The following is a 26963-nucleotide window of genomic DNA, read 5'->3' on the forward strand; positions in this document are numbered from 1 at the left end:
TTCTTTTCAAGACCTAATTAGGGGCAACCAAAAAAATATTTAAGACATTCCCTTTCTGAACATAAACAATGCTTCGGATGAAAAAGGGGATGAGTAGATGCGCAGTAGTTAAACATGCGTTATTTGGCGTGGCGATTTTGGCTACCGTACTGGTGTCATGCACGGACAGTGAAACAGAGATAGGTTCAGATTTTTTTGATGATGTTTCGTTCGAGGTACTCTCATGGGATACACTGACGCTCAAAATGTCCACCGTACAGTTGGATAGTATTGTAACCAGTGATGCGGCTAGATTGCTAGTGGGGATCGCTGATCATAACCAGGCTGGCCGCTTGACCGCAGAGACATATTTCCAGGTTGGGAACGAGACCTATACCAACTTCCCATCAGGGGCAGATTTTTCCTTTACACATGCTAGTTTGATTCTGCATTATGACGGTTATTCTTTCGGGGATACCACGCAGTATATGGAGATAGAAGTACATGAACTAGCCGAAGATTTGGAATTAGATGATGACGATCAGTTGTACAATTTTTCATCTTTTACAATTAAAACGGAATCAGAGAATACACCATTCTTATTAGGAACACATACTTTCAGACCAGAGCCCTACACAGGCGACTCGATCGAAATAGATCTAGACCTGACCCGTGGACATGAGTTGTTTGATTTTCTGGGAGAGGACGAAGTGTTGATCGATGACTTTAAAGAATTTTTTAAAGGAGTTCATATTTCCCCGAGTACTGAGGGATGCATACTGGGTTTTGGTCTGTCTGCTGAGTTGCGTTTGTATTATAACGACTATGCGGATGAAGACCCAGAAGAACAATACCTAGGGTTTGAACTGGGGACAAGTGATTATTATTTTAATCACTTGTCAGCGGATCGTTCTGCAACCACTTTGGCTTCATTGAGCGGAGAGGAAATCTCTTCGGATGATGCTGGAGATCGAGTTTTTGTCCAATCTGGGTTGGGGTTAGCTATCCGAATTGACATCCCTTATATCAGAGATATATTGGCCAGAGATGATGAGTTGCTTATCAATAATGTAGAGCTGGAGTTAGCTGTAGGGAATGAACTGCCAGAAGAACTGTCCATGCTTCAAAACCTCGCCATCAATCGTGTGGATGATCACATGGATCTGCTTAGAAGTTATGAGATGCCAATTAGTCTGGACGTGAACTCAGAGTATGGCTATGACAGAAAATACACGCTGGATATCACCGATTTTATAGAAGAACAAATTGCCAACAATGTTGAGCTGAATGAAGACGGCTTACTGCTCCGGTTCGAAGACGAGTCATTTAGGAGTTCGGTCGATCACCTGATACTTTGGGATCAACATGGAGGGGATGAAAATAGCAAAATCAAGTTAAACGTAATTAGAATCAAACAATGAAAAGGAAATTAGAGATAGGGATGCTGGCACTGTTGCTAGGGCTGATTGCATCTTGTACTACGGATACAGACGATACAGTAGAGGATGGTAACTGGGTCAAGCGATCGTCCTTCGATGGTGTCGGGCGATCAGGCGCGGTATCCTTTGTGATAGGAGACAAAGCTTTTGTGGGATTAGGATTCGATGGAGATGACTACCTCACGGATTTTTGGACTTATGATGCAGAGAAGAATTTTTGGCAAAGGGTTAGTGACTTCCCAGGGCTTGGTCGATCGGGAGCAGTCGCTTTTAGCATCGGAGACAAAGGTTATGTCGGTACAGGCTACAATGATGACGAAATAGAAGAGGAGCTTGGTGATTTTTGGGAGTATGATAGCGGCACGGATACGTGGGCTCAGGTGTCTGATTTTGCAGGGCCAGCACGGTATCAAGCTGTTGGTTTTGCAGCGGGAGGCTATGGCTATGTCGGTACGGGTTATGATGGAGGACATTTGAAAGATTTTTGGCGATACAATGCTGAGAACGATGAGTGGGTACAGGTAGTGAGCCTGAAAGGAGAGAAACGCCGAAGTGCAGTGTCCTTTGTGATAGATGGCTATGGCTATGTGTGTACAGGTTCTAACAATGGGCTATATGAATCTGATTTTTGGGAGTTCGATCCGTTATCAGACGATTGGGCTCAGTTGACGGATATCGATGAAGATGATGACTATGATGATATTCTTAGAGAAAGTGCAGTAGCCTTTGTTCAAGGTGGAAAGGGGTATATCACCGTAGGCTCTTTGGGTTCTAACGTGAATACTACATGGGAGTATACACCAGGTTCTGATGTATGGGAGGAAAAAACCGCTTTCGAGGGGTCTGGTAGATCTGGTGCTGTAGGTTTCACTATCAACGGCAGATCCTATGTAGCACTTGGCCAGAGCGGCTCATATAGATATGATGATATATGGGAGTTTGAGCCTAATGAGACCTATGACGAGGATGATTGATCATAGTAGAGGTATTACTTATTGCATTCGAGGTGTGTTGGGGGGGATTCTCCTATTTCTATCCAGCCAAGTGAGTGGACAAAACGGAGCTGGTTCTGTTTATTCCATATTTGGTGTGGGGGAGTTGACTCCAGCATCCTCTGTGCAGTCTCGTGGTATGGGTTTTGCATCCATAGGACTTTCATCCCCATACTATCTCAATACCGTGAACCCTGCCGCCAATGATCTGGTGGGCAACTATTTTAATCATATAGGGAATGTCGGATTTTACTATGCCGCTACTCAGTATGAATCAGGGGATGCTACGGAGAGTGCAGGGCATGGAGGATTGTCTAGTTTGAGCTTTTGGTTCAAAATCAATGAGCGATGGAATAGTATGGTGGGGTTGAACCCCTACAGCAATGTAGGGTACAATATCAATGAGACCGATGTGAATTCGTTTCAGGAGGGAACCTATGATGTCCTCTACAAAGGGAGTGGAGGACTCAATGAATTCTATTTTTCTAATGGAGTGTCGCTGTTTAAGAACCTTTCAGTAGGGCTAAAGCTGGCATTTATATTTGGCAACATCGATCAGACCGAATACGTGACAAGTGATCAGAATATACAGCAGTTCTATATCCAAAATTCGGTTAATATCAAGGATGTATATGCAGAGTATAGTTTGAACTACCGGTTTCAGAGAGAGAAATATTACATCAATCTCGGCGCGGTGTATAAGCAAGCTAATTTGATGTCAGGCTCTACCCTGTCTCAGATTAGTGCGACGGATTTGAGTGATGGTACATCAGATGTGATTTTGGAAGAGGAGCTATATACTGATGACTACATGCTCCCACAGAAATTTGGCCTTGGGTTGTCCCTTAATACGGACAAACTCGTTTTGGCGGCAGATGTGGAATATAACCAGTGGAGTCAGGTCAGGTTGGACGGCTATGATAGTGACCTCAATGATACTTGGCGATATGCTGTAGGGATGGAAGTGACACCTGATCGATCCTCCTATAATTATATGTCTCGTATGAGTTATCGAGTAGGAGGTTACTATGAAAACTCTTATTTGACGATAGAGGGGGTGAGTTTTGGGAAAGTGGGCGTGACGGGAGGAGTTAGTATGCCTTTGCGGAGTGGTAGTGTGGTTAACATTGCATACTTACGCAAGTTTAATGGTACTAGAGAAAACAACCTGATCTATGAGTCAACGCATGAGGTGTCCGTCAATTTTAGTCTGCGCAACAAGTGGTTCAAGAAAAGACAGTATCAGTAATAATTATTTAGCAAATCGCTCTACCAATACAGAGTTGTCTGTGTAGTACACTTCTAAGCTTAAGTCTTGTAGACTGTCCTGTTGCAGCGCAGCATAGTCTACAAGTGCTTGTTTGACCTTGTCGGTGTTGGGCATGACGAGCGGATGCATGGTGAGCGCAGCTTTGTAGCTTCTAGCACTAGTGAGTGCGATGACTTGGAACTTACTAGGGATCGCAGTGATTTCATCGTCCAGCAGTACGCCGATAAATCGGTTGATCTCGTCCGATTCTAGTGTGTCAGATTCATAATCGATCATGCAGAGCTCTCCCTTTATTTTCTCGCTTTGGATCAGGTCACGCACTTCTTTGAAGATTTTACCTTCTTCGATATGCATGCGATGACCTTGGACATATTTGCCAGCGATGCTGTAAACATTATTGTTCGATTGTGCTAGTTGGATTTTGTCAAAACCGCCCAGTATAGCATATATGGAGATCAGTATCCCACCAATAAAGACGAGGGAAATGACCCAGTAGAGATATTTTTTGTTTACAGTTTTCAATGTTCTGACAACTATGTTGAGACCGCTAAATTAGCTAAGAATCCAATGGGAATGCTGTAGAGTTTAGAGTTTCTCTTCTTCTAGTAGCTTGTTGACTTTGGTGATGATGTGATCTAAATCTATCGCTTGCGAATGGACTTTGTCTAGGATGACTTGGAGATCTTCGGGAGTCATGTTGTTTTTTTGTGTCAGGTTGATAAGCCCTAGTAGGTTGGCTAGCGGTGCACGCACTTCATGCGAATTGGCAAAGGCATAGTCACGCAGTTTTTTGTTTTGCGTTTCTATTTTTTGAGTGCGTTCCTGAACCAAAACCTCCAGTGAACCATTCATGTGTTTCATTTCTGAATTGACTTTAGTGAGTTCTTCGGCCTGTGATGCGATTTGTTCTTTTTGCTGATTGATTTCAGAATTTAGAATCTGAAGTAGCTGAATTGTTTTAACTCTCCTGTTGTAGAAATAGTAGGAGAAACCCGCGACCACTACCGCAAAAATAAGGCAAGTAATGAGTGTCCATTGTATCGCATTTTGTCTTAGGATTTTAAGGTTTGAAGCCTCTAATTGTGTATCTCGTAGTTGATTCTCTTTGAGGAGGAGGAGGTTTTCTTGTTCGACTTTAGATATTTGATTTTGTGATTCTAATAGGGCGATGTATTCGACTTGCTCTTGATTAAAAAGACTGTCTTTCATAGAGATGTACCGTTGGGCATATTGATAAGTCCGCTCGCCATCCTCTAGCGTGCCGTATATTTGATATAGAAGTTCGTAAGCTTGGACGGCTTCTTTTAGTGCTCCTATTTGTTCAGCGATTGATAGCGCATTTTTGATGGACATGAGCGCCTCGTCAAATTGTTTTAGACCGAATTGACTTTGAGCCAATTCATGCCACGTCCTTGATGTTTCGAGTGGAGATTTAGTTTCTTTAAACGTTTTTTGAGCTTCTATGAGCAGTGGGATCGCATCAGAATAATGACCTCTTTTGTTTTGAGTTTTTCCCATAAGGGAGAGAATTACAGCCACATCTTTTTGAGCCTTGATTGTAGTAAAACCTTCGAGGGCTTGTTCGAAATAATGTTGGGCTTGATCATATTGTTGTTTTTCTAAATGTACCATACCAAGGTTTTCATAGGTATTGGCTTTTCCCCACCCGTCATTTTGTTCTAGGTCTAATTTTAGCGCAATGGCGAAATACTGTTCCGCTTCTTCGTAGTTTTTTAACAAAAGTTTGATCATCCCTAGGTTAGTATAGGATGAACCCAACGATTGGGGGTCTATTTTCTTTTTAATTTCTATCGATTTATAATAGTTGGTCATTGCGCTATCATACATGCCTACATGCTTGTAGAGGATCCCTAGGTTATTGTACACCATGGATTCTAATCTTTGGTTTTGACTCAATTTTGCAACCTGGATAGACTCTAGGTAGTGACTGAGTGCATGCGGGTACTGGCCGAGTCTTCTATATACACCGCCAATGTTGTTGTCTAACAGAGCCATTTCTGATGTTAAGCCGATCTGTTGGTAGATGCTCTTCGATTGTAGTAATAGTTCCAATGCTCGATTCGAATTTCCTTGGTTCTTGTATATGAGTCCCATTCTTCGATAACTCTCTGCTTCTCCTATTGCGTAATTAATTTGTTTGGCTATATGCAAAGCATGCTCCGCGTACCATAGTGCAGAATCAGTATCGTTACGATATGTGGCTTGAGCAAGGCCGTTTAGCCAGATGACCGTAGTAGAGTCCCCACTTATGTTTTTTAAGATGAGGTTTAGGCTGTCTGAGTTATTTGAAAAGGCACAGACACTGGATGTGATGACGCTGTACGATATCCAGGTTAGTAGGTGTTTGAGCATAGAACCTCATGAGTTAGATTTTACTAGTCAGTCAAAATGATGCTTGCTACTAGACTATGGGTAATATGATGTGGTGTTAAGTCTATTACTAGACAAGTTAGACAATATCAAGTAATAACTAAAAATATCAAATTATGAATAACCATATTTTGTTATTCATAATTTGATATGATTTGTGTTACGATTTTTTGATAGGTAAGAGTTTGAAAATGTAACCAGGCTGTTCGATTGCCACGTAGATATAGCCATCTGGCGCTACTTTGACATTGCGTATTCGTCCTATGTTATGGAGTAGGCGCTCTTCTTCTACCACTTTCTTTCCTTCGATTTTGCATAGATTTAGATATTTGAATCGCAAAGAAGCGGTCAGTAACTGTCCTTCCCATCCTGGGTATAGATCACTATCGACGAAATCCATGCCACATGGCGCAATAGAAGGTACCCAGTAGTGTACAGGTGATTGCATCCCCTGACGCGTGGTGTCACTGGTGAATATCGTACCGTCATAGTTGATGCCATACGACACTTCGGGCCAGCCGTAGTTTAGGCTAGCCTGGATGATGTTCAGCTCATCTCCACCACGTGGGCCGTGTTCGTGCTCCCAAAGGAGTCCATCCTGTGGGTTGAAAGCAATTCCTTGAGGATTGCGGTGGCCATAAGAATAGATACTAGGTACAGCAGTTGAGTCTCCAACAAATGGGTTGTTTTCTGGAATACTGCCATCGTCCAGAATCCGGTGGATTTTGCCACAGTGATTGTCTAGGTTTTGAGGATTGACGTCTCTGCTGCCCCTATCTCCCACGGAGAAGAATAAATATCCCGCGGCATCAAATTCGATGCGCGAGCCAAAGTGATAAGGTTTTTTGGAGTAGGGTGTTGCCACTATCAAGTCTTTCCCATCTGTCAGACTATCTCCAGCATATTTGTACCGAGCAATGGCTGTAGTGGCAAGGGTGTCGCTCCCCTCTATTTTGATTTTCGAATAGGAGATATATAAGATCTGATTAGCGTCGAAATCAGGATGTAGTTCAATATCCATAAGTCCTCCCTGCCCGAACTGTTGGGTACTAGGTACGCCTTTGATCTTTGTTTTTTCTTGTTTCGCATTGATTCTAAGTAGCTCGCCTTTTACCTCTGTGACTAGGAGATCTCCATTTGGCAAGAATACCATCCCCCATGGAACTTCACCTCCACTATATATTGTATCAAGCTTGAGATCAAAATCTACAGTAGCAGGAAAGGTGTCAGATCGTACGGTCTCTTCTTCAAATTCATATTGTCCAGTATTTTCTATCCCCGTACGGATGTAAGCCACCAAGTCATTAATTTCTTCGTCTGTGAAAGCTGCTTCAAAAGTTGGCATCCCTAAATCGCTTAATCCATACTTGATGGTTTTGAATAGGCTATCTGGCGCATTGCCGTGTTTCCATTTTCTATCAGTGAAAGCTTCCATTTGTGCGCCGTGGCAGCCGCTACAGTTTGTGGTGAAGCGCTCTTTGGCTGCACTAAAGTCTCTTTCTGGGCTTTTGTTAGACTGACAAGCTACCAACCATGCGCCCAAACATAGTATAGTGCCCCATAGTATTGTTTTTTTCATGGGATAAAAGTAAAGAAAGCAGTGCGAAAGATGGTACGTTGTGTGAATTTGGGACAGGAGTAATAGGGAATTGGTCTACTTGTCTATGTTTTTCAAGAGTGCTTTTACAATCAAGGGATGTATCGGACGGATGAAGGTAAAGTAGATTTTGCCGAAGAAGTTATTGATTTCTACTTGTGTGGTGACACTTATGTTTTGTGAGGAGGTGTTTTGATTGGTTATTAGTACTCGGAAGTTAAGATGGCTGTCATCTTCGCCTAAGATAATTTGATGATTAGAAAGTGAGAAGACTTTAAATAGTCCAATGGATGAGCCTACTTTTAGCTCTTGTGTTAGGTTTGGTGCTTTAGCTGTTTTGAGCCCAAAGAAGCTAACGATCTGGTTTCTCAGTTTAAATAGCAGGATGACCCATTTGGGACCAGACCCAAAGATGGCCTTGGCGATGGTTGAAAGAGAATCAAAGTGGTTAGTGATCCTGAAAGTGTCGGAGTAATCTATACGATCTAGTGATGGGTTCATTTTTTTTAGTGCAATTGTACTAATTAAAATTATATAGTGCAAGTGTACTATTTTGTATCTTTGATGAATGATCAATACAAAGGAGCGGATATTAGATACAGCCTTGGATATGTTCAATGAGTTGGGGATGTCGCAGGTAAGTCAGCGAATGATTACTGAATCAATGAAAATAAGCCCAGGAAATTTGACCTATCATTTTAAGAAAAAAGATGATATAGTGGTCGCACTCTACATGAGATTGGTGGATAGGTTTAGTGAATTGTTTGATCAGGTAGGTGTGGGAGAGGCATCTTTGCAGAAGATGTTTTTGCTATCCGAAGTGATGTATGATGTTATCTATTCGTACCGATTCTTTTTTGTGGATTTTGTTCAGCTGATGCGATTTGAAAAGATTGAACGGCATTATAGAGAGTTGCTTTTGATAAGAAAGGAACAATTTTCTATAGCAGTGGAAGCGTTGTGTCTGGAAGGAGTGTTGCGCAAAGAACAACTCTCGCAGGAGTATGATATGCTATTTGATCGCCTTAGATTGGTGACTGATTTTTTTCTCTTGACTTTGCCTCATCGTGTAGATGACTCTTTGTTGAAGCAGGATTTTTTGAGACAGATTAAATATACCATTTATCCATATTTATCACAGCGAGGTAGAGATGAGTTTCAAAAATGGATCTAAAACAACAAAGGCTACCGATGTGGTAGCCTTTGAGTGTGCACGCGGAAGGATTCGAACCCTCAACCCCCAGAGCCGAAATCTGGTATTCTATCCAGTTGAACTACGCATGCATTTTTTATATCAACAGTATGGTTCAGAAATTCTCTGCCTGTACCTGATTTAAAATACTTTTCTCTAGCCAGAGCTTCTTCTCTTGACTTTATTACCTCGTAATAGACAAGATCTAACGGTCTATAACCTTTTGTGGATCTTGTCTTTCCAGCATTGTGCTGTTTAATTCTAGATACTAAGTTCTGTGTTTGACCAATATAATGCCAATCACTTTTTTTACTTCTAAGAATGTAAACAAAAAACATTCTACAAATATAGCACACACAGGTAACAACTCGAACCCTCAACCCCCAGAGCCGAAATCTGGTATTCCCTGCCTGTCTGCAGACAGGTGTCCAGTTGAACTACGCATGCATTATTAGATAATAGTATTGAGCATCTAGTACTTAGACCAAAAGTCTCAATACTAGATGCTCAGTACTATTATATCAATTCCTTCACCTTAGCAGCAGCGTCTTTCAATACGATCGCTGAGTAGACTTTCAAGCCTGACTCTTCGATGATTTTGGCACCTTCTTCTGCGTTGGTTCCTTGTAGTCTTACAATGATCGGAATATTGATTTCTCCGATGTTTTTGTACGCTTCCACTACGCCGTTAGCTACTCTGTCACATCTCACGATACCACCGAAGATGTTGATCAAGATTGCCTTTACGTTTGGATCCTTCATGATGATACGGAAACCAGCTTCGACAGTTTGAGCGTTGGCTGACCCTCCTACATCGAGGAAGTTGGCAGGCTCTCCACCTGATAGTTTGATGATGTCCATAGTGGCCATCGCCAGTCCTGCACCGTTGACCATACAGCCTACGTTACCGTCTAGTTTGACGTAGTTGAGGCCTGATTGCGCGGCTTCTACTTCAGCAGGATCCTCTTCTGATAGATCTCTTAGCTCGGCTAGGTCTTTGTGTCTGAAGAGTGCGTTATCATCTAAATCTACTTTCGCATCTACAGCCAATATTTTGTTGTCAGATGTTTTCAACACAGGGTTGATTTCGAACATCGACGAGTCGGTACCGAGGTACGCTTTGTATAGAGAGAAGATGAATTTCACCATGCCTTTGAAAGCTTCGCCTTCTAGACCAAGTGCAAATGCTACTTTTCTAGCTTGGAAACCTTGTAGGCCAACAGCTGGATCGATCCATTCTTTGATTATTTTCTCTGGAGTATTTTCTGCTACCGTTTCGATATCCATACCGCCTTCAGTAGAGGCCATGATTACATTACATCCCTTGGCTCTGTCAAGAAGGATACTGAGATAAAATTCCTTCGGGTCAGATTCTCCTGGGTAGTATACATCTTGTGCGATCAAGACTTTGTTGACAGTTCTTCCTTCTGGCCCAGTTTGGTGTGTCACCAAAGTTCCGTTTAGGATATCTTTTGCTTTTGCAGGTACTTCGTCAAGGCTTTTTGCCAAAACTACTCCGTGAGAACCCGTTTCGTTTACGGTTCCTTTGCCTCTACCACCAGCGTGAATTTGCGCTTTGACCACATACCATTCCGTACCTGTCTTTGCGTTTAGTTCTTTGGCAGCTGCAGCAGCAGCTTCAGGAGTGTCAGCAACAATACCTTCTTGAATTGTTACACCGTATCCTTTTAATATTTCTTTAGATTGATATTCGTGAATGTTCATGTGCCTATAGTTTTTTGTTCCCTTTGGGATGCCTTCGGCGCGAATCTACTTCAATAGGATGGTATTTTCAAGAAACGAAATTCTAATATCCGATCTGAGCCCAAAAATCTCAACAACCATCAAGTAATGTGTGGCTCTCGGCGAGAAATATTGTGCATTGGCGAAAGCTTCATTATCTTTTCTCAAATTTTAGTTCCGACTTATTGATTTTATAAACCACACCCTTGCACTACAAAAAATTAAACATCCTACTGTTAGAAAGCTCTACCGAAGATGCCGAGCTCGCATTGTTTGAGCTAAATCGTGCAGGTTTAGAAAATGACTATTTGATTGTTAATAATCTAAAAGACTTCAAAGAGAAGCTATTTGATTTTTTGCCCCATGTGGTAATCTCGGACTATTATTTACCGACGTGTACGGCATTGGATGCTTATGAACTATTAGGGGATATTAATATACCTTTCATCATCATGTCAGGTGATGTGGGGGAGGAAAAGGCAGTCGAGGCACTTAAGTCTGGAGTGGCAGACTATGTCTCCAAGGCTCATATGTCTAGACTGCCGCTCGTAATCGAGCGTGCACTCAACGAGATGAAGGCGGGTCGTCATCGCAAAAGTGTCGAGCATGAGCTAGTACAGAGCAAGGAGCGACTAGAGCTGGCTTTGGAGGGGACTAATCTCGGCGTTTGGGATTTGGATTTCATGTCTAACACGATAGTGTATAATAAAAGGAGTCTCTCTATACTCGGATTGCCGCAGGAGGATGCGATCAAAGAGTTTGCTTACTTTCAGGGAGACGGTGTAGCAGCGCGTGATCACCTCAAAAGAGAGATGCAGGATCATATCGAGGGAAAGACGCCTATGTTTGATCAGGAATACCCAATCAAAAAGAGTGAATCGGGGGATCGGAAGTGGGTGTTGGTAAGGGGGAAAGTCATTCGCCGTGCTCCTGACGGTACACCGCTTCGCGCATCGGGTACGCTGCTGGATGTGACCGAAAAGAAAGAAAACGAAGAAAAACTAGCCAAGAACAAGGCAATATTAGAAAATGCGGAAGCGGTAGCGCAAATAGGTAGTTTTGAGTGGCAACCATTGTCTTCCCGCTTTATCTATTCGGATGGTTTTGCAGAGATATTTGAGATAGAAAAGGGGGATTATCGGCAGTCTATAGAGACACTATATAGGGAGAAGATGCATACTCAGGACCAACCCTACTTCAACGAAATCTTATTTGGTGGACGAGAGTTTTATGATATAGAGCACCGCGTGACACTTACGAATAGCGAAACACGGATTTTACGAAACTCTGGTAATATCAAACATGACGAAGAGGGTAAGATCATTTCTATTATGGGAATCGTACAGGATATCACTGAGCAGCGTGAGATCAGTAAGTCAATTTTTAACGCACAGCAGTATGAGCGAAGTAGAATGGCTCGTGATATCCATGATGGCATAGGGCAGATTTTGGTCGGGACTAAATTTAAAATTTCTTCTTTGGAGGCAGATGTGTCTGCGGAGGAATTCGAGCATAAAAAAGAAGAGATAGAGGACCTATTGGCCAGTACGCTAGAGGAGGTTCGGCGTGTGTCACGCAATATGTCTAACCGCCATCTGGAGGAGTTTGGTCTGCGCAAGACTATGGAGTATCTAGTAGAGCAGGTCAGTGATGCGGGAGATTTCGAAGTGAGCTCATCTATAGATATACCTGATGATTATAATATGGATCTGTCCAGTGCAATCTATCGTATCGCGCAAGAAGCCACCAGTAATATTGTAAAATATGCCAAGGCAAGTAATGTCTCGATAAAAGTGGAATCTACCAATCAAAATATTATCTTAGAAGTTACGGATGACGGAGTAGGATTTGATACAGAAAATAATTGGAATGGTATTAAAAATATGAAAGAAAGAACATCTTTGCAAAACGGGCATTTCGAGATTAGCTCGACCGTGGGCAAGGGTACTGTGATCAAATCTTGGTTTCCGCTCAATACTTAAGACCTCAAACCTATGTCAAAAATTAATATCCTAGTTGTCGATGACCATTCCCTTGTAAGAGAAGGGATCATTACCATGCTTTCCATCTATGAAGATTTTAATATCATAGGAGATGCAGAGAGTGGCGAGCAAGCACTCGAAAAAATAGCTGAAGAAAAACCAGATGTGATGTTACTGGACATTAATATGCCAGGGATGAATGGCATAGAGACTGCAAAGAAGGTGCTAGCTGACTATGAGGGCATTCGTATTATCATTCTATCTATGGAGGTGACACAGGATCATATTTCTGAGGCCATCAAGGCTGGGGTAGCAGGATATTTGGCGAAGGATACTAAAAAAGAAGTATTAGCCGAGGCGATCCGAAAAGTAATGGAGGGCGAGCAGTATTTTGGAGATAAAATATCTGAGGTGATTTTCAAAGGGTTCTACAAGCAAAGCAAAGGAGAGCAAGTAGCTAAGGAAAACAAGGATCTGAGCAAGCGGGAAGTCGAAGTACTGCGTCAGATCGCGTCAGGGCTTTCGAACCGTGAAATTGCGGATAAGTTATTCATCTCTATCCGTACGGTAGATGCACATCGTAATCATATCATGCAGAAACTGAGCATGAAGAGTACTGCTCAACTGGTAAAATATGCTATCAAAGAAAAGATTATCGATCTGGAATAGACTGATAGTCTGCATTTTCGTCTAAAAGCTAGGTAATTTTCTTAATACCTTTTCAGGCTTGGTTATATATGACTAAGCCTTTTCTATGTCTAGTGAGATAGCTTCAATCTTTCTTTTGTATAAGTTGTTTGTATTATTTTAATTAATATGTAAATAGTACAATTTTCAACCTCGTTTCTCATCTTTTTTCTTGTTTTTATTACTGATATTCCTAAAATATTTTTTACGAGTATCCTCTATTTTTTTAGGCTTGGTTTCCATCTACTTTTGAAATGTGGTTAAGATATAAACAAAGTCAAATCACAAACTCCAAACAAGATCTGGAGATTAGCTAGAAAGAATTACACTAGTCACAAAGGGGGCTTTTTATAAGATACGGGATAATACAGGTGGATTAAAAAGGGTCGTTGCAAAGCGATGACTCTTTTTTTACTCTTCCCTCATTATCAAAGACACGGGATAATACAGGTGGATTAAGAAGGGTTGTTGCAAAGCGACAACTCTTTTTTAAAACTCCTTGATTATCTATCCAAGATACGGGATAATACAGGTGGATTAAAAAGGGTTGTTCGATAGAATAGCCTTTTTTTATGTCCATACGCTAAAGTTCCTTGGCGATACATATATTTGTCCACTAACAAGTAACGCATGCTCCACGCCAAGAATATTCACAAATCTTACGGTGATCTGGAAGTCCTCAAGGGGATAGATCTACAAGTCAATACCAGCGAAATCATCTCCATCGTAGGAGCGTCTGGCGCGGGCAAAAGTACGCTGCTACAGATACTAGGGACACTAGATGTGCCAGATCAGGGCGTGGTGGAAATCAATGGCAAAAACGTAGTTGGATTGAAGCCCAAGGATTTGGCATCCTTTCGAAATACGCAAATTGGTTTTGTGTTTCAGTTTCATAATCTGCTACCTGAGTTCACGTTATTAGAAAATATTTGCATGCCTGCCTATATTCAAGGCAGGAGGAATCAGGAACTGGATGAGTACGCGGCGTACCTCATGAACTTGCTAGGAATACAAGGACGCAAATCTCACAAACCAGCACAAGTATCTGGAGGGGAACTACAGCGGGCAGCAGTAGCTCGTGCTTTGATCAACAAGCCTTCTTTGATTTTTGCTGATGAGCCGAGTGGGAATCTTGACTCTAAGAATGCCGAGGAGTTACACGGTCTTTTCTTCAAGCTACAAAAGGAATTTGGTCAAGCCTTCGTAATCGTGACGCATAATAAATCCCTTGCCGAAATGGCCGACCGAAAAATCACCATACAGGACGGTTCTATCCTCGGTTGATGCCCATGAAAATATCTAAGGGAGTTCAATATATGCTCATAGCAGCATTCGTCTTTTCGTTGATGAAGGTCTGTATCAAGCAGGTCTCACATATTCCAGCTGTGGAAGTGATCATGTTTCGTTCGGTGATTTCTCTGGTGTTAAGTGGTTTTTTCCTGTATCGGCAGAAGGTGTCATTTTGGGGAAACAATAAAAAGGTGCTGATCATGCGAGGAGCCTCTGGCGCGGTAGCCTTAGTGATGTTTTTTTCTCTAGTCCAACAGATACCACTTGCCGCAGCTGCCAGTATGCAATATCTCTCACCTGTGTTCGCTGCTATATTGGGTGTATTCATCGTCAAGGAAAAAGTCAGTTGGAAGCAATACCTCTATTTTGCCATATCGTTTGCTGGGGTGCTAGTGATACAAGGGGTCGATAGCAGGATCTCGGGGTTACATCTGGCGATGGGGTTGGGGGCTTCATTTTTTGCAGGATTGGCCTACAACTTCGTGCGAAAACTCAAGACCACCGAGCATCCTTTGGTGATTATCCTCTATTTCCCATTGGTCACGCTTCCGATGGCAATCGTCGCAAGCTACTTCGTTTGGGAAATGCCAGTGGGCTCTGATTGGTTTTATCTGCTGCTGGTCGGGGTGTTTACGCAGATTGCGCAGTATTATTTGACACGATCCTATCAGCTGGAGGAGATTTCCAAAGTCTCCATTATCAACTATACTGGGCTGTTGTATTCGATTGCATTTGGCTTCCTGCTTTTCGGGGAGACCTATAGCTGGATGAGCTACATCGGTATGTTACTCATTGTCATCGGAGTGGTGCTGAATGTTAGAGGGAGAGGGTAAGTAGGTTAGGGGGCTCTGGGGCTCTATATTTATCTAACCTTAAATCAGTTGCGTAATATTTCTCGTCAAAAAATGTAACGATTTACTTTTTGACGGACTAACATAGTATGCGAACTAGAACTACTTAAATTGGACAAGGAACCGAGGTTTAAGGAAATAGAGGCAGAGTTCAACGTCTTCTCAACTTATTATTTCAGGTATCTTCCTCTTTTTCCAAAATTCAGTATGAAAAAGTCCCCACCAGTTACTGAACCGATGGGGACTCTTATGAAAATGTCCTTTTTGCTTAAAATTCAGCGTTGCCTGGAGTCCTAGGGAACGGGATGACGTCTCTGATGTTGGTCATGCCTGTCACGAAGAGGATCATCCGCTCAAAGCCAAGGCCGAACCCACTGTGAGGTGCTGAACCGAATCTGCGGGTATCGAGATACCACCAGAGTTCTTCTTTGGGCACGCCCATCTCGTCCATGCGTTGCTCGAGTTTGTCGAGGCGTTCTTCTCGCTGCGAACCGCCTACGATCTCCCCGATGCCTGGGAAGAGGATGTCCATCGCTGCGACGGTCTTGCCGTCATCGTTTTGGCGCATGTAGAAGGCCTTGATGTCCTTAGGGTAGTCCGTCAGAATCACCGGCTTCTTGTAGTGCTTCTCGACCAAGTAGCGCTCGTGCTCTGACTGCAAGTCTGCTCCCCACTCATCGATCAGGTACTTGAATTTCTTCTTTTTGTTGGGCTTAGAATTGCGGAGCACTTGGATCGCCTCGGTGTAGGTGACTCTTTCGAAATCGTTTTCTACGACGAACTTTAATCTGTCCAAGAGGTACAACTCTGGACGCTCCGTTTCTTTCTTGTTTTTGTTCTCTTCGACTTCACGGTCGTGTAAAAACTGCAAGTCGTCCGCACAGTGCTCCAAAGCATAGCCGACGAGATACTGCAGCATTTCTTCGGCGAGATCAGCATCGTCATCGAGATCCGCAAAGGCCATCTCTGGTTCGATCATCCAAAACTCCGCTAGGTGTCGCGTGGTGTTTGAGTTCTCTGCTCGGAAAGTTGGTCCGAAAGTATAGATCTGTCCCAATGCCATCGCAGCAAGTTCGCCTTCTAGCTGACCGGATACGGTCAAGTTCGTTTCTTTCTCGAAGAAGTCCTGGCTGTGATCCACAGCACCTTCTTCGGTCTTCGGTACATTGTTGAGATCAAGGGTCGTGACTTTGAATGTTTCTCCAGCTCCCTCAGCATCCGAAGCGGTGATGATCGGCGTGTGCACGTTGACAAAACCTTTCTGGTTAAAGAAGTTGTGCACTGCAAAAATCATCGCATGACGAATGCGGAATATCGCTCCGAAGGTATTGGTACGGGGACGTAGATAGGCGATCTCACGGAGAAACTCCATCGAGTGCTTCTTGGGTTGTAGGGGGTATTTTTCTGGATCTGCCTCACCGAGTACTTCGAGCGTTTTGACGATGAGCTCGACGTTCTGTCCAGAGCCCTGAGATGCAACGAGTTCGCCCGTAGCAGCGAGACAGGCTCCTGTAGTGGAGGCTTTGAGGAGCGCCTCATCGATCAGGTTAGGATCCGCGACCAGCTGTAGATTATTGATGGTGGAGCCGTCATTCAAGGCAATGAATGCTACATTCTTGTTTTGCCTTTTGGTTCTTACCCATCCCTTTACAAGCGCACTGGTTCCAACCTCTCCCGATTGGAGTATGTCCAGTATTTTGGTGCGTTTTTCGCTGCTCACTGTGTTTGTTTTTTTGTTGAAATAAAAATTCTCTAAGACCTAGAGGAAGGCAAAAAAAAGGTTTTTTGCTCTGAATTATGCAATTCGGGAGTTAAAACTCAAAAGTTAATCCTAGATATGTAGGAAATGAGGAATTATAAGTGGGCCATCTGGTATTGAATGCAGTGAATCACTGCATTCAATACTCTGTCTCCCGGGCCTGTGACACAGACCAAAGCAAAAGAGGCTGCCCATAGTCGCAACTACTAGACAGCCTCAAAGGTGTTTTTTTATTCAATACGGCTACTTAGTCACAGTCGTAGGTGACGTCCGTAACATTCTTGCCTCCCTCATCGTCGGTTACTGTTATGATAATCGGAAGACCATCGTCATTGTACTCATATGAATAGTTGTACGTATAAGTCGCGTGATCATATATTTCTTTTTCTGATAGGATGTTGTTTTCATTGAAGTATTCATACCCCCCAATAAGTAGTGCTAATAATTCTCCTTTCATTGGATTGGTATTGGTGTCATAGGAATAGCTCACTTTTCCCACAGAGATGGATTCGTTCGTTCTGGCATTTATTACATGTTCCTTTTTGCCTAATTTCCTAGCATTGGCATTTTCTGATTCATAAAAGGATTCAACCATACTAATGTTGTTGCCAGAAAAAGTCACCTCATCATAACTATATATTGTAAGCTCGCTGGTTGACGAGTTGCTATAGTTGTCCCAGTTTTCAACTTTAGATAATTTGTCTCCAGAGTAGATGTATCGATATTCATCGATTTCTTTTTCTCCATTGTAAATTTCACTGGAGGTAATTTTTTCAAGCTTATCACCCGATATGAGAATTTCAATTTTTTCACCCTCATAGGAAGAGTTGGTTAATGTTATGACATCACCAGCATAAGATAAAAATATCTCGTTTTCATCCGTGCTTGTCTCACAATTGTTGTCGTAACACTCTGTTTCATTATCTACACTTAATATCGAGATTAGTTGATTGGCGTCATTGTACTCGAATGTGACGTCTGAAGCATAGCTGTACCCATAGTCATCCTCTGGATAACTAAAGACCATAGAAGTGATGTGACAGGAGTTGCTGTCGTCACCGTTGTCTGATTCTTCACACGAAGCTAGAGCGCCAAATACTAGGATCGCGGCGAATAATTTTGCATTTAATTTTAGCTGATTCATTATATATTAAGATTAGTGTTAACAAGGTTAAGGTAACCTTGTTTGATTTTTGAAGTTTTAAATTAGATAAAAAGAGACGGTTATTTACGAGCAATCGTGTGTTTATCATATTTTTCGTTCTCTTTGCTGAGTCAAAACAAAATCACTTTTTTGAATTATGAGTAAGTACGATATATACGGCATAGGCAATGCCCTAGTGGATTTAGTGTTCGAGGTAGATGAGAAATTTTTAACAGATAATCAGGTCGAAAAGGGGCTGATGACTCTAGTCGAAGAAGACCGTCAAAAGGAGCTAATAAGCCAAATAAAAGTTAGCGAGAATATGATGAAGGGTGGAGGCTCTGCCGCCAACACTGTCGTAGCTGCCAGTCAGTTCGGTGGATCTTCTTACTACGCGTGCAAAGTATCCAATGATGAGTTTGGTGCTTTCTATCTCAAAGACCTGGCAACCAATGGGGTCGACACCATACTGACAGAGGCTACTGCTCCTGAGGGACTTACTGGCAGGTGTCTCGTGATGACGACCCCTGATGCGGAGCGTACGATGAATACTTTTCTAGGGATCACGTCAGATTTTTCGGTAGCGGAGATCGACGAAGAGGCGATTAAGAATTCAACTTATCTCTATACTGAGGGCTACCTTGTCCCTTCTCAGTCGGGCAGAGATGCCATGAAGAAAGGAATGGAAATCGCCCGAGCCCATGGCGTGAAAGTATCCCTTTCTTTTTCTGACCCGAGTATGGTCAAGTTTTTCAACGACGAGATGAAAGAGGTCGTAGGAGAGGGAGTTGACTTGCTGTTCTGCAACGAGGAGGAAGCGATGCTCTATACTGCTACTGATAGTTTGCTGGATGCACGTGAGGCACTCAAAGCCATTGCTAAGAAATTCGTCATCACCCTGGGACAAAATGGTGCGATGATTTTTGATGGAGATACATTCGTAGACATAGAGCCTTATAAAGTCGAGGCGATTGACACCAATGGAGCAGGTGATATGTTTGCAGGGGCATTTCTGTATGGCATCACGCATGGTCACAGCTTTGCCGAGTCAGGCAAGTTGGCCAGTCTCGCTGCCTCCAAGGTCGTGTCTCAGTTTGGTCCAAGGTTGGAAAAAGCACAAGCACTAGAGGTTTTGAGCACTCTTTCTTAAAGTTAGTCATACAGAATCTACACTATGAAATTATCCATTTTAGTTACTGTTCTGCTTTGCCTTTTTTCAGTAGCAGTTTTTGGACAGTCTGATTTTCGTGAAGGGTATATTGTCAAAGTATCGAATGATACGATTTATGGTCTGCTAGACTATAAAAGTATAAAAGCTAGTACGAAAAAGTGTACGTTCAAGGCAAATCAAAAGGCATCCAAAGAGACATTTGGCTCTGACGAATTATTATCTTATCGGTTTATTGATGGCAAGTATTTCGTCTCGAAAACAATTGTTTTAAACAATGTCGAGGATCATTTGTTTTTAGAATACCTGATTGATGGTATTGTGGATATGTATTTTGTCAATGATGAATTTAGCAAGGATCATTATTTCTTTGACAATGGGGATGGTGTCTTGATGGAGCTTAAGAATGACAAAAAGGAGCTCTATAAGGATGGCGTTACATACAGACAAGAGTCCAAAGAATACATTGGACTCTTGAAGTACTCTTTTAAGGATAGTCCAGCCTTGGCCAGTCAAATGGATGACCTTAAACTGAACCATCAGTCTTTGATCAAAGTAGCAAGTGAATACCACGAGCAAGTTTGTTTGACCGAGGAGTGCATTGTTTTTGAAAAGAAGAGGAAAAAGGAAGGGCCAAAATTTGGGTTGATCGTAGGCTACAATACCGTTTCGGCGCGCTCTAAAAGTGAATATGTAAGATTCTTGGATGGTGTGAATTTTGAGACCTATACCTACCCACGTTTTGGGTTGTACCTAAAACAGAAACTCAGTTTTATTAATGAAAATATTTTTGTGCAATATGCGGGGACTTATAGCCAAACTAAGTTCGTATCAACAGACTCTGTGATTCATGTCACTACGAGAGTATATGGTTTGACTTTAGAGCAAAGTAGCCGATTCAATAATTCCCTTACTTTTAGATATGAATTTCCACAAGGAATAATTAGACCCACATTTCAGTTTGGAGGAATGTTCAACTATTTTGTCGAAACACATAATGTGAGAGGGCCTGAGTCTTTTTGGGATTTGTCTATTGGTCAAGAGGTGTATGAAATTGAAGAGTTTGCTAATCAAGAGGTCGGTTTTATGTGCGGAATAGGTCTATTGGGAGAGATCAAAGGGAAAGAAATATTTTTGGATTTCAAATACCAACGGGGTTTTATCAAAGGAGTCTTGTATTATGGATATCCACACCTGAATTACAATGTCATCACGGATACATTCCTAGTCAATCTTGGTTTTCAATTGTTTTAGTCTTTTTGTTACAAGCGGATAGCAATTTGCTGTTGGGTGAGATCTATGAACCGCTTGCATAATTGTTTCTTCTAAATTTCATCTGATGTCATATATTTGTTTGAAATGATATGACATTGCAGCGAATAGCTGTTGATTAAACTGATAAAGATGAAACAATTATTAACCATGCTACTTCTGATGCTAGGTGTGACTGCACTGGCACAGAAGAAAATTGCTGTCGAAGACTTTACCGAAAAGGGAACTTTTAGACAAGACTATCTATCGAGCCTCACTTGGATGAACAATGGGCTGTACTACTCAGCACTAGAAGACAACCAAATCCTACGCTACAACGTCACCACGGGAGCGTCAGATTCTATACTAGTAGACGGGGACGCACTCCATATCCGTATCTCAGACTATGAGTTTAGTAATGACGAAACAAAGATTTTGCTCCTGACTGAGCAAGAGTACATCTATCGCCGGTCGTATACTGCCGAGTATTATGTGTACACCTTCGAGGGGGAGCAGATGAGTAAGCTCTCGGATGGTGGTCGCCAGTCTTATGCGACCTTCTCTCCGGACAATTCCATGGTGGCTTTTGTTCGCGAAAATAATCTTTACTATGTCAAACTGGTCAACATGTCTGAGCATGCCGTCACGACTGACGGGGAGTTTGGTAGTATTATCAATGGTAGCACGGACTGGGTCTACGAAGAGGAACTGTACCTCACCAAGGCCTTTAACTGGTCTCCAGATAGCAAGAAGATTTCGTTTTTCCGTTTTGACGAAAGTCAAGTCAAAGAATACAATCTACAGTACTGGGATAATGGTGCGATCTATCCACGTGACTACCGATACAAGTACCCCAAAGCGGGACAAGACAATGCAGTGGTGGAGGTTTTCATTCATAACCTGCCTACCAACCGAAACGTGAAGGTTAAAACAGGTGAAGAAACGGATGTGTATTATCCTAAAATGCAATGGACACAGGATGCCAATACCCTGTCTCTGATGAAACTAAATCGTCTACAAAATAGACTGGATATCTACCATGTTAATGCAAAGACAGGCGGGATGGTACTGATCCTAACGGACAAGTCTAAGACCTACCTTGATGTGACCTATGCGCATGAGTTGATCTATCTGGATAACGGCACGCAGTTCCTCTACTCTACCGAGCGTGAAGGATACAAACACTATCACCTGCACCGCATCGATGGTCAGCTCAACAATCTCGTGACCAAGGGCAACTGGGAGGCAGAGGAGTTTGTCGGATTAGATCAAAGCGGTAGAACACCAGTACTCTACTATATTTCTACAGAGGGGTCTTCGATGGAGAGACATTTCTACAAGGTAGACCTGAAGGGAAAAGGAAAGACGAAGTTGAGCACCAAGGCTGGTATCAACTCAGTAGATATGAGCAAGGATTTCAAATACTATATTTCCTTTAATCACTCCGCGAATAGCCCTCGCGAGATCTCGCTGATGTCAACCAAGAAAAATGAGTTGGTCAAAGTCCTAAAAGATAGCAAGAAGCTCAAAGAGACTGCTGAGCAATATGGACTGAGCCAAAAGATATTTTTTGATATCGATGGAGCGGATAGCTATCAGCTAAATGCTTATATGCTACAGCCGATAGACATGGATAGTACTAAGCAGTACCCAGTTTTGATCTATCAGTATAGTGGGCCAGGTTCGCAGAACGTGACCAACGGATGGTCTGGTGGACACTACTATTTTCATCAGATGCTCGTACAGAAAGGCTACATCGTCGTATGTGTCGATACGCGTGGTACAGGAGGTCGTGGTGAGAAATTCAAGAAAATGACCTATATGAACTTAGGTAAAATGGAAGTGCAGGACCTGGTAGCAAGTGCAAAGTTCTTAGGTAAAATGAGTTTTGTGGATGCGGATAGAATCGGTGTCTGGGGCTGGAGCTATGGCGGACACATGTCGTCACTATCTATGATGACAGGCGATGGCGTTTTCAAAGCAGGTATCGCAGTGGCACCTGTCACCAACTGGAGATTCTATGATACGATCTATACGGAACGCTATATGAGAACTCCTCAGGAGAATCCAGAAGGGTATGATAGCAACTCTCCCAACACCTATGCGAATCAGTTGAAAGGAAATTTTCTACTGATTCACGGGACAGGCGATGACAATGTGCACTTCCAAAATGCGGTGACACTACAGGAGAGTTTGATTCAGGCCAACAAGCAATTCGATTCGTTTTACTATCCAGATAAGGCGCATAGTCTCTATGGAGGCAAGACCAGAACGCACCTCTATACGATGATGACCAATTGGATCATGGACAATTTGTAAAATCTAGCTACATTTGTAGTGCGAAAGCAATCCTTTGATGCTCAGGGGATTGCTTTTTTATTACCAATCTAACTCATGGACAGAAAGTTTTTTATCGTGGCGAACCCCTATTCTGGGGAAGGAAAAGCACAAGCTGCACTGATGCGTCTCAAAAAACGTCTAGATCAGCTTGATTTCTATTATGCGGTGTTCATCACGCCACAGAGCGAAATCCTAGATGAGTTCATAGAGGAAAACCTATTTACGGACACCACAGACCTGGTGGTGATAGGTGGTGATGGCACCATCAATGCCTCCCTGAATGCTATCCGAAAGTACCCCATGGTGATGAGTTTCATCCCTGTAGGGACAGGAAACGATTTCGTGAAAACGATCGATATTGGTAGCGATCTAGACGAGCAGATCGAAACGATCATACATGGCCGTGAGCGGCTCATCGACGTAGGTATCTGCAACAAACGCAAATTCATCAACGGAATAGGAATTGGCTTTGATGGACAGATGGTTTACGAAAATTTGCATACGAAGAGTATTTTTAGCGGTCATCTCAAGTTCTACATGCATGTTCTCAAAATTCTATGGACATACAGATCCAAATATTATGTGGTCAATATGGATGGACAAAGGTTGGAAATGAAACTCATCTTGATGGCAGTTCAGAATGGAACTACCTTCGGTGGAGGATTCAAACTCAATCCAGACGCTAAAATTGACGATGGGTTACTTAATATCTGTACGATAGGAAGAATGACCTCCTTTCGGCGATTTTTAAATATCGGTAGGCTTAATTTTGGAAAGCATGGTAAGCTGCCAGAGGTTAATTTTTTCCAGGCGAAAGAGCTAAGAGTAGAGCCTAATGATATGCTGCTTGCTCACCTAGATGGGGAGTACATTGGGTCTCCCCCCTTCAATATCTCGATTTCAGAGAAGTTTCTCAGGATTAGAGTCAAAAGCTAAGCCTAACTCAGGCAATGGCATTTAAACCAATATGCAGAAAACCCTTCAAGGGTTTAGCTATAAAATCAAGGCTATAGTTCGTACCCGTACTGAGCATTAAAAACACCTAGCCCTTGGAGGAGCTTACTTTTCTAGGTGGATTTATTTTTCCAAATATTATTTCGTCATGTGTGTTAATTTTTGTCCCTGAAAAATTTTATATCGTCCCGTTGCGCAGGAGTGCCCAAAAATGCTGCGGGAAGGGTGCTGTGTCTCGCAGGAAGGGCTATTGCAGCCGCAGGATGCCTGAAATCTTCGCGGAACAGAATAATGTTTTGCATGAGCTGATTAATTTTCACATGACAGAATATTATTCTTAATTCTGTGTATTGGCGATTATGGGGGCGTTCTAGAAAAAGTTGACAGAGTTTAGATATATACTAATATGAGTATACAATGATATCGTCTTAGGGTAGGGTATTGCCAGGCTTGTCCGTTTTATTTTCAGGGGAGGGATAGTTCTGTCCGATCTAACTTATAGATAATCAAAATATGGAAATGAGAAAAACGAAAAAAGGGTGGTGGCTGCCAGTAACGATGGGGCTAACTATCGGTATGATTAGCTGCGAGGCTGAAAAAGAAGATACTGGTACAGATGTGGAAGAGCCGATCACTTATACTCTGAGTATAGCGGCAGATCAGACGGCACTGACTGAGGGTAGCGACGAGGAGGTAGAGATTACGGTATCTATGGATCAAAGCAACCAAAGTGGAGAAGCCATTGCGGTGGCTCTCACGCTAAGAGGTAATGCCATAGAAGGGGAAGATTATGAAACAGTAGCGAACGAGGTAAGCATTGCTGATGGAGATGAGTCCGTATCTTTTGAGCTGAAACTGATAGATGATGAGGCAGTAGAAGAGGTCGAGCAGATTGAGATTATGATCAGTACCCAAGCAGCAAATGTGGAGGTGTCTAACGATAACAAAGTGACCTTGGTGTTGACAGACACGGATGAGGAAGATCCGAATGGAAGTACAGACAATGATATTTCTATACTGGCGAGCAAATTCTACCATACTGATGCGGTGACCGTGACCTATGATGAGGACTGGGTGACGATCACGACCAAAGATCTCCCTGATCATAAGAGTATGTACTACGGGGCGAACGATCCATTATACGAAGCATATAGAGAACCTAATAATCCTGACTTCAAAAAGAACCCAGGATCAATCGGTGAGCAAAATATCGTCTTCAAACTGCCGAGATACCCAGAAGAAGCGACTAACAAGGAATCTCCTGGACTCGGGCCGATGGGAGTCGCTATCAACAGTGTCGTGTTTTTCAATCAAGAGGCTGCACCTGGTGATGACATTTTTGAGGAGGTCAACACCTTTGATCAGTACGAAGGTCATCCAGCTGGAGACCAATATCATTATCATATCGAGCCCGTATGGCTGACCGAACTCAAGGGAAGTGATGCCTTCATGGGATTTCTCTTAGACGGATTTCCAGTATATGGCACGGTCGAAAATGGGGAAGAAATCACCAATGATGATTTGGATGACTACCATGGTCACTTTGGTGTCACAGCGGATTTCCCGAATGGGATTTATCACTATCACATCACCGAGGAGTATCCATGGATCAATGGAGATGGTTACTACGGCGTAGCAGGTAGCAAAACCCAATAATCTGAAGAATGCACAAATTATTTTTGATAGGGATGGGTCTGGTAGTCGCGTGTACGGCATGCACTACTCGGGTCAACAAACTTAGGTTACCAGACTTGTTTGTTTCAGAGACAGATTTGACTCACGATCACCGTGGGGTCTATTATTATGGGGAGAAGCCATTTAGTGGTTATGCTTTCGAACTCTATGAGAACGGAGAGATCAAAAAGGAATCGTCCTACTACGAAGGAAAGCTGGAGGGAAATATGATTGGCTACTACTCTACTGGAGATACGGCATACGTGCGCCCCTATCATCTTGGAGAGAAACAGGGGGATCATTTGTGTTTTTATCCCGACGGGAGACCCAAATTTTCTTATCAGTTTGAACAAGGGCTCAGCGAAGGGATACACAGAGCGTGGTACCCCACAGGTTTGCTCAAAATGGAACTCAATTATCAGAATGGTAAAGAGGCCGGTTTACAACGTGTTTGGCGAATGGATGGCAAGCTCAAATCTAACTATGTCGTCAAGGATAATGGTCGAAAGTATGGCATGTTAGGACTGAAACGCTGTTCCAAAATCGATAGTGAAACACAAAATATAGATCCATATCTCGGGGTACAGTTAACAGTGAGTAAATGATGAAGTATAGTATAATAATTAGCGTATGTACATGGCTGTTGGGCTGTAGTGCTCCTCAGCAGGAGCAGCGTATCAATGCTGAAATCGAGTTGCCATTTTATACTGAGGAGACTTTTACACCGACATGGATAGATGAGGACGATGATACTTATGATAGTATTCATCAGATTGCTCCTTTTTCGTTTATAGATCAAGAAGGCAACACGATCACTGATGAAACGATGAAAGGGAAGGTTTATGTGGCCAATTTCTTTTTTTCGATCTGTCCTGGCGTGTGTCCAAAGATGACGCATAACCTTCATCTCGTTCAGGAGAAGTATGCAACAGATGATCGTGTCAAAATTCTATCGCATACTGTGATGCCTTGGGTGGACTCAGTAGCACGGCTCCAAGAGTACGCTACGCTCAATCAGATCCATGCGGATCAGTGGCACCTGTTGACTGGAGATAAAACCAAGATCTACGAACTGGCGAGGAACTCTTATTTTGCTGACGAAGGGTTTGGCAAGACTGTCACGACCGAAGAAGATTTTCTCCATACGGAAAAATTGATTTTGATTGATAGTCAGCGTCGAATTAGAGGTGTGTATAATGGGACGCTCCCGTTAGATGTGAAACGCATGATGGAGGATATTTCGACACTATTGGATTAGCT

The 26963-nt window shown here is 42.6% G+C and carries 22 protein-coding genes, 1 tRNA gene and 1 pseudogene; 15 read left to right on the top strand and 9 right to left on the bottom strand.

The annotated features are described in order from the left end of the window. The first annotated feature begins 89 nt into the window (after positions 1 to 89). The 3 genes from BGP76_RS18095 to BGP76_RS18105 are packed head-to-tail and all read left to right on the top strand — an operon-like array spanning position 90 to position 3659. Positions 90 to 1400, top strand: coding sequence for a DUF4270 family protein (locus tag BGP76_RS18095; RefSeq protein WP_158584330.1), 1311 nt, complete (start codon positions 90 to 92; stop codon positions 1398 to 1400). Further along, complete coding sequence (locus BGP76_RS18100; RefSeq protein WP_119845735.1) at positions 1397 to 2392, top strand: kelch repeat-containing protein; 996 nt, start codon at positions 1397 to 1399, stop codon at positions 2390 to 2392. Before BGP76_RS18095 ends, BGP76_RS18100 begins: the two co-directional genes overlap by 4 nt. Next, complete coding sequence (locus tag BGP76_RS18105; protein ID WP_147407517.1) at positions 2376 to 3659, top strand: hypothetical protein; 1284 nt, start codon at positions 2376 to 2378, stop codon at positions 3657 to 3659. Before BGP76_RS18100 ends, BGP76_RS18105 begins: the two co-directional genes overlap by 17 nt. 3 nt (positions 3660 to 3662) lie before the next feature. Here the strand turns inward: BGP76_RS18105 and BGP76_RS18110 are convergent, their stop codons facing one another. The 4 genes from BGP76_RS18110 to BGP76_RS18125 all read right to left on the bottom strand — a co-directional run bounded on the left by BGP76_RS18110 (position 3663) and on the right by BGP76_RS18125 (position 8169). Beyond that, positions 3663 to 4202, bottom strand: coding sequence for a hypothetical protein (locus BGP76_RS18110; RefSeq protein ID WP_073125317.1), 540 nt, complete (start codon positions 4200 to 4202; stop codon positions 3663 to 3665). Between the two features lie 63 nt (positions 4203 to 4265). Then, positions 4266 to 6053 (bottom strand): tetratricopeptide repeat protein, encoded by a 1788-nt coding sequence (locus BGP76_RS18115; protein WP_119845737.1) that lies wholly within the window; start codon positions 6051 to 6053, stop codon positions 4266 to 4268. Between the two features lie 178 nt (positions 6054 to 6231). After that, on the bottom strand, positions 6232 to 7650 hold the full coding sequence (locus tag BGP76_RS18120; RefSeq protein ID WP_073125311.1) for a PQQ-dependent sugar dehydrogenase: 1419 nt from the start codon (positions 7648 to 7650) through the stop codon (positions 6232 to 6234). 75 nt (positions 7651 to 7725) lie between these two features. Further along, a complete protein-coding gene (locus BGP76_RS18125) occupies positions 7726 to 8169 on the bottom strand; it encodes a DUF2867 domain-containing protein (RefSeq protein ID WP_073125307.1) in 444 nt (147 codons plus the stop codon). 67 nt (positions 8170 to 8236) lie between these two features. On the opposite strand from BGP76_RS18125, the gene BGP76_RS18130 reads away from it, so the two are divergent. Continuing rightward, positions 8237 to 8842, top strand: a complete 606-nt coding sequence (locus tag BGP76_RS18130; protein ID WP_073125304.1) for a TetR/AcrR family transcriptional regulator — start codon at positions 8237 to 8239, stop codon at positions 8840 to 8842. Between the two features lie 36 nt (positions 8843 to 8878). Here BGP76_RS18130 and BGP76_RS18135 read toward each other — a convergent pair. From BGP76_RS18135 to sucC, 3 genes and pseudogenes are all read right to left on the bottom strand, one after another. Beyond that, positions 8879 to 8952: transfer RNA gene (locus BGP76_RS18135), tRNA-Arg, on the bottom strand. A gap of 48 nt (positions 8953 to 9000) precedes the next feature. After that, positions 9001 to 9198, bottom strand: a pseudogene (locus BGP76_RS18140) (GIY-YIG nuclease family protein); the annotation flags it as partial. Between the two features lie 178 nt (positions 9199 to 9376). Then, entirely contained in the window at positions 9377 to 10585 is a 1209-nt protein-coding gene (sucC, locus tag BGP76_RS18145) for an ADP-forming succinate--CoA ligase subunit beta (protein ID WP_119845738.1), read from the bottom strand. A gap of 224 nt (positions 10586 to 10809) precedes the next feature. Between sucC and BGP76_RS18150 the strand changes: the two genes are divergently transcribed. The 4 genes from BGP76_RS18150 to BGP76_RS18165 all read left to right on the top strand — a co-directional run bounded on the left by BGP76_RS18150 (position 10810) and on the right by BGP76_RS18165 (position 15395). Next, positions 10810 to 12585, top strand: coding sequence for a PAS domain S-box protein (locus BGP76_RS18150; RefSeq protein ID WP_119845739.1), 1776 nt, complete (start codon positions 10810 to 10812; stop codon positions 12583 to 12585). Positions 12586 to 12597: 12 nt separating this feature from the next. Continuing rightward, positions 12598 to 13254 carry a response regulator transcription factor gene (locus tag BGP76_RS18155; RefSeq protein ID WP_119845740.1) on the top strand — a complete coding sequence of 219 codons (657 nt, stop codon included), beginning with the start codon at positions 12598 to 12600 and terminating at the stop codon, positions 13252 to 13254. A gap of 648 nt (positions 13255 to 13902) precedes the next feature. After that, positions 13903 to 14556, top strand: a complete 654-nt coding sequence (locus BGP76_RS18160) for an ABC transporter ATP-binding protein (protein WP_073125292.1) — start codon at positions 13903 to 13905, stop codon at positions 14554 to 14556. A 5-nt stretch (positions 14557 to 14561) separates the two neighbouring features. Beyond that, positions 14562 to 15395, top strand: a complete 834-nt coding sequence (locus BGP76_RS18165; protein ID WP_215978323.1) for a DMT family transporter — start codon at positions 14562 to 14564, stop codon at positions 15393 to 15395. Between the two features lie 286 nt (positions 15396 to 15681). Here the strand turns inward: BGP76_RS18165 and asnS are convergent, their stop codons facing one another. Together asnS and BGP76_RS18175 are read right to left on the bottom strand one after the other, a co-directional pair. Beyond that, complete coding sequence (asnS, locus tag BGP76_RS18170; RefSeq protein ID WP_073125289.1) at positions 15682 to 17133, bottom strand: asparagine--tRNA ligase; 1452 nt, start codon at positions 17131 to 17133, stop codon at positions 15682 to 15684. A 286-nt stretch (positions 17134 to 17419) separates the two neighbouring features. After that, positions 17420 to 18316: a hypothetical protein gene (locus BGP76_RS18175; protein WP_119845741.1), complete on the bottom strand. Its 897-nt coding sequence runs from the start codon at positions 18314 to 18316 to the stop codon at positions 17420 to 17422. A 157-nt stretch (positions 18317 to 18473) separates the two neighbouring features. Between BGP76_RS18175 and BGP76_RS18180 the strand changes: the two genes are divergently transcribed. The 7 genes from BGP76_RS18180 to BGP76_RS18210 all read left to right on the top strand — a co-directional run bounded on the left by BGP76_RS18180 (position 18474) and on the right by BGP76_RS18210 (position 26961). Next, positions 18474 to 19466 carry an adenosine kinase gene (locus BGP76_RS18180; protein ID WP_119845742.1) on the top strand — a complete coding sequence of 331 codons (993 nt, stop codon included), beginning with the start codon at positions 18474 to 18476 and terminating at the stop codon, positions 19464 to 19466. 24 nt (positions 19467 to 19490) lie between these two features. Then, on the top strand, positions 19491 to 20738 hold the full coding sequence (locus tag BGP76_RS18185; protein WP_119845743.1) for a hypothetical protein: 1248 nt from the start codon (positions 19491 to 19493) through the stop codon (positions 20736 to 20738). A 150-nt stretch (positions 20739 to 20888) separates the two neighbouring features. Further along, positions 20889 to 23054 carry a S9 family peptidase gene (locus BGP76_RS18190; protein ID WP_119845744.1) on the top strand — a complete coding sequence of 722 codons (2166 nt, stop codon included), beginning with the start codon at positions 20889 to 20891 and terminating at the stop codon, positions 23052 to 23054. 75 nt (positions 23055 to 23129) lie between these two features. Then, on the top strand, positions 23130 to 24011 hold the full coding sequence (locus tag BGP76_RS18195) for a diacylglycerol kinase family protein (RefSeq protein ID WP_073122968.1): 882 nt from the start codon (positions 23130 to 23132) through the stop codon (positions 24009 to 24011). A gap of 537 nt (positions 24012 to 24548) precedes the next feature. Continuing rightward, entirely contained in the window at positions 24549 to 25685 is a 1137-nt protein-coding gene (locus BGP76_RS18200) for a YHYH protein (RefSeq protein ID WP_158584331.1), read from the top strand. An 8-nt stretch (positions 25686 to 25693) separates the two neighbouring features. Continuing rightward, positions 25694 to 26308 carry a toxin-antitoxin system YwqK family antitoxin gene (locus BGP76_RS18205; RefSeq protein ID WP_147407518.1) on the top strand — a complete coding sequence of 205 codons (615 nt, stop codon included), beginning with the start codon at positions 25694 to 25696 and terminating at the stop codon, positions 26306 to 26308. After that, positions 26305 to 26961, top strand: coding sequence for an SCO family protein (locus BGP76_RS18210; protein WP_119845747.1), 657 nt, complete (start codon positions 26305 to 26307; stop codon positions 26959 to 26961). The genes BGP76_RS18205 and BGP76_RS18210 overlap by 4 nt, the downstream gene beginning before the upstream one ends. The last annotated feature ends 2 nt before the right edge of the window (positions 26962 to 26963 follow it).

Origin of the sequence: Reichenbachiella sp. MSK19-1, assembly GCF_003590315.1 — a bacterium.
Classification (GTDB): domain Bacteria; phylum Bacteroidota; class Bacteroidia; order Cytophagales; family Cyclobacteriaceae; genus Reichenbachiella; species Reichenbachiella agariperforans.

What these genes read in the sequence shown, in the direction of transcription:
- BGP76_RS18115 (WP_119845737.1), bottom strand. Translation starts at nt 6,053, where the DNA reads ATGCTCAAACACCTACTAACCTGGATATCGTACAGCGTCATCACATCC.
- BGP76_RS18195 (WP_073122968.1), top strand. Translation starts at nt 23,130, where the DNA reads ATGGACAGAAAGTTTTTTATCGTGGCGAACCCCTATTCTGGGGAAGGA.
- BGP76_RS18165 (WP_215978323.1), top strand. Translation starts at nt 14,562, where the DNA reads ATGAAAATATCTAAGGGAGTTCAATATATGCTCATAGCAGCATTCGTC.
- BGP76_RS18175 (WP_119845741.1), bottom strand. Translation starts at nt 18,316, where the DNA reads ATGAATCAGCTAAAATTAAATGCAAAATTATTCGCCGCGATCCTAGTA.
- BGP76_RS18190 (WP_119845744.1), top strand. Translation starts at nt 20,889, where the DNA reads ATGAAACAATTATTAACCATGCTACTTCTGATGCTAGGTGTGACTGCA.
- BGP76_RS18155 (WP_119845740.1), top strand. Translation starts at nt 12,598, where the DNA reads ATGTCAAAAATTAATATCCTAGTTGTCGATGACCATTCCCTTGTAAGA.
- BGP76_RS18185 (WP_119845743.1), top strand. Translation starts at nt 19,491, where the DNA reads ATGAAATTATCCATTTTAGTTACTGTTCTGCTTTGCCTTTTTTCAGTA.
- BGP76_RS18210 (WP_119845747.1), top strand. Translation starts at nt 26,305, where the DNA reads ATGATGAAGTATAGTATAATAATTAGCGTATGTACATGGCTGTTGGGC.
- BGP76_RS18105 (WP_147407517.1), top strand. Translation starts at nt 2,376, where the DNA reads ATGACGAGGATGATTGATCATAGTAGAGGTATTACTTATTGCATTCGA.
- BGP76_RS18200 (WP_158584331.1), top strand. Translation starts at nt 24,549, where the DNA reads ATGAGAAAAACGAAAAAAGGGTGGTGGCTGCCAGTAACGATGGGGCTA.
- BGP76_RS18130 (WP_073125304.1), top strand. Translation starts at nt 8,237, where the DNA reads ATGATCAATACAAAGGAGCGGATATTAGATACAGCCTTGGATATGTTC.
- BGP76_RS18160 (WP_073125292.1), top strand. Translation starts at nt 13,903, where the DNA reads ATGCTCCACGCCAAGAATATTCACAAATCTTACGGTGATCTGGAAGTC.
- BGP76_RS18125 (WP_073125307.1), bottom strand. Translation starts at nt 8,169, where the DNA reads ATGAACCCATCACTAGATCGTATAGATTACTCCGACACTTTCAGGATC.
- sucC (WP_119845738.1), bottom strand. Translation starts at nt 10,585, where the DNA reads ATGAACATTCACGAATATCAATCTAAAGAAATATTAAAAGGATACGGT.
- BGP76_RS18095 (WP_158584330.1), top strand. Translation starts at nt 90, where the DNA reads ATGAGTAGATGCGCAGTAGTTAAACATGCGTTATTTGGCGTGGCGATT.
- BGP76_RS18100 (WP_119845735.1), top strand. Translation starts at nt 1,397, where the DNA reads ATGAAAAGGAAATTAGAGATAGGGATGCTGGCACTGTTGCTAGGGCTG.
- BGP76_RS18120 (WP_073125311.1), bottom strand. Translation starts at nt 7,650, where the DNA reads ATGAAAAAAACAATACTATGGGGCACTATACTATGTTTGGGCGCATGG.
- BGP76_RS18180 (WP_119845742.1), top strand. Translation starts at nt 18,474, where the DNA reads ATGAGTAAGTACGATATATACGGCATAGGCAATGCCCTAGTGGATTTA.
- BGP76_RS18205 (WP_147407518.1), top strand. Translation starts at nt 25,694, where the DNA reads ATGCACAAATTATTTTTGATAGGGATGGGTCTGGTAGTCGCGTGTACG.